Annotated in this window: 4 protein-coding genes; 2 read left to right on the plus strand and 2 right to left on the minus strand. The window is 62.3% G+C overall.

The annotated features are described in order from the left end of the window. Positions 1-8 precede the first annotated feature (8 nt). A complete protein-coding gene (locus tag ENZ75_RS35775) occupies positions 9-110 on the plus strand; it encodes a DUF3303 family protein (RefSeq protein ID WP_348630635.1) in 102 nt (33 codons plus the stop codon). 18 nt (positions 111-128) lie between these two features. Here the strand turns inward: ENZ75_RS35775 and ENZ75_RS28450 are convergent, their stop codons facing one another. Next, positions 129-1040, minus strand: a complete 912-nt coding sequence (locus ENZ75_RS28450) for a LysR substrate-binding domain-containing protein (protein ID WP_013532572.1) — start codon at positions 1038-1040, stop codon at positions 129-131. Positions 1041-1152: 112 nt separating this feature from the next. On the opposite strand from ENZ75_RS28450, the gene ENZ75_RS28455 reads away from it, so the two are divergent. After that, positions 1153-2043 (plus strand): fatty acid desaturase family protein, encoded by an 891-nt coding sequence (locus tag ENZ75_RS28455; RefSeq protein ID WP_013532571.1) that lies wholly within the window; start codon positions 1153-1155, stop codon positions 2041-2043. 11 nt (positions 2044-2054) lie between these two features. Here ENZ75_RS28455 and ENZ75_RS28460 read toward each other — a convergent pair. Then, a partial coding sequence (locus ENZ75_RS28460) for an EAL domain-containing protein (RefSeq protein ID WP_164888065.1) occupies positions 2055-2491 on the minus strand: 437 nt, incomplete at its 5' end.

The raw sequence follows: 2491 nt of genomic DNA on the forward strand, positions 1-2491 counted from the left end.
TCACGCTGCTGCAGCGTTGGGTCATCGAATGGGCGGATCTGGTGGAATTCGAGATCATCCCCGTGGCGACAAACAAGGACATGGCTGAGGCATTGAGCGGGCACCTCTGACGATTGCCGCGTGTCGCGTCAACGCAGTGCCGGCGAGCCGACTGCGCGCCGGCACTCGTCGATCAGCCACTGGCGAAATGCGTCCACGACATCGCGTCTGGCGCTGCGCGCCGGGATCGTCAGGCAATAGGGCTGGCGCAGCTCGACCATTTGGGCGAGGGGCCTGACAAGTCGGCCGTCCTCCAGCGCCTCGGCACAGTAGATCCCTTGCGCCAGCGCCACGCCCAATCCCGAAATGGCAAGGTCGAGTGCTGCGCGCGATGAGTTGGCCGAGAGGCCGCGCTGCGCTGCCCGGCCGGGTTCGATGCCGGCCGCCTCGAACCAGTTGTGCCAGGACGGAAAGGACGCACCGGTCGGTCCCCAGCCGGTATGGATAAGCGGCAGGCTGGCGAGGCCTTCGGGTTTGATCGTGTCCGCCAGCCCGGGTGCACACACGGGATAGACTGCGTCCTGGACGATGTCCTCGGTCGGGTGCTCGCGATAGTGCGGGCCATAAGTGAGCCTGATGTCGATCAACTCACGGTCGAACGGCACCGGGTCATCCTCGCCTCTGAGCGATATGTCGACGGCGCCATGGCTGGAGACAAAACCAGTGAGGCGCTGCGAAAGCCAACCCATGGCCATGGATGGCGGCACCGACACCACGAGGCGCGGGCGGAACGCATCGCCGCCCAGTTGGCGCGCGACGCTGCCGATCTCCTGGAAGGCCATGGTCAGCCTGGGCAGCATCTCGACGCCGGCCTCGGTGAGGACGGCGCGCCGGTTGACGCGATGGAACAGCTTGCGGTCCATCTGCTCCTCGACGGTGCGGATGAGCTGGCTGACGGCGGCGGCCGATACAGAAAGCTCTTCCGCCGCCCCCGCAAAGCTGCCTGTACGGGCGGCAGCCTCGAAAGCCTGAAGTCCTTTGAGAGAGGGAAGTACGGCCATGATCACCGGATAGATAAGTTCAGCTTATCTAAATCGCAGAAATCGTCATTTTTGGAAAGATTTTTCATGCGCTACAGTGGATTCTATCAAATCCCAGCCTGGATCGAAGCCCGTGGATCATCGCGACGTAATTTCATCGTTGACGCAGGAGGAGCGCAACCGGCTGACCGCCAAGTCTGATGCCGCGGGCCTCGTTCAGCTTGCCGCTCATTGGGGTGCGATCGTGATCCTCGGATCGCTGATCGCCGCCAAAGTGCCGTTCTGGCCGCTGCTGATGCTGCCGCAAGGTCTCCTCATCGTGTTCCTATTCACGCTGCTGCACGAGACGGTTCATCGCACGGCCTTTGAGGCGCAGCGGCTGAACGATCTCGTGGCGCGGGTGTGCAGCCTGGCGATCGCACTGCCGGCGGACTGGTTCCGCTACTTCCACTTTGCCCACCATCGATACACGCAAGATCCCGACAATGACCCGGAACTGGCGTTCCCCAAGCCGGAGACATGGCGGCAATACCTCGTCCACATATCCGGCATCCCGTTATGGTGGGGCCACATCAAGACGCTTTATGCCAACGCCGCGGATCGTGGTCGCGAAAGCTACGTTCCGCCAAAGGGCTATGACAAGGTGCGCATCGAGGCACGCGCCATGATTGCCTTTTATGCCGTGCTCCTTCTGCTTGCCGTCTATTTCCGGCTCTCGGTGCTTGTCTATGTCTGGATTTTGCCCGCTCTGTTGGGGCAGCCGTTTCTGCGCCTCTATCTCTTGGCCGAGCACGGTCGTTGTCCGTTCGTCGCCAACATGCTGGAGAACACCAGGACCACATTGACCAACTGGCTGGTCCGCAAGCTGGCGTGGAACATGCCGTTCCATGCCGAGCATCATGCCTATCCCGGCGTGCCGTTTCATCAACTGCCGCGGTTTCATGCGCTGATCGAGCGGCATCTCAAGGTGGTCGAGCCCGGCTATGTCAGCTTCCACGAAAAGTACATCGAGACGCTGCATTGACGATGGCCGGCCTAGCCGGTCTGGCTGTGCGGCGCCCGGGATCTCAACAGACGCTGGATCTCGGCCGCCTGTGACGGCGCGCCGATCAGAAAGCCCTGCGCCTCGGTGCAGCCATTGCTGCGCAGGATGTCGAGTTGCACCTCGGTCTCGACCCCCTCGGCGGTGACAGTGATGCCAAGCTCGGCACCCAGCCCGATGACGGTGCGAACGATCGCCGCGGTGTCGCGATTGCCCAAATCGTGGATGAACGAACGGTCGATCTTGATCTTGTCGACAGGAAAACGCCTGAGGTAGCCGAGCGACGAATAGCCGGTGCCGAAATCGTCCAGCGCGATGCGGATGCCGAGTTCGCGCAACTGCCGCAGCGTCCTTAGCACCACCTCGCTTTCGTCCATCAGCACGGTTTCGGTGATCTCCAGTTCCAACCGACCGGCTGGCACGCCGGAGA

Source organism: Mesorhizobium sp. M7A.F.Ca.CA.002.04.1.1 (genome assembly GCF_004022805.1).
Taxonomy (GTDB): domain Bacteria; phylum Pseudomonadota; class Alphaproteobacteria; order Rhizobiales; family Rhizobiaceae; genus Mesorhizobium; species Mesorhizobium ciceri.

What these genes read in the sequence shown, in the direction of transcription:
- ENZ75_RS28450 (WP_013532572.1), bottom strand. Translation starts at nt 1,040, where the DNA reads ATGGCCGTACTTCCCTCTCTCAAAGGACTTCAGGCTTTCGAGGCTGCC.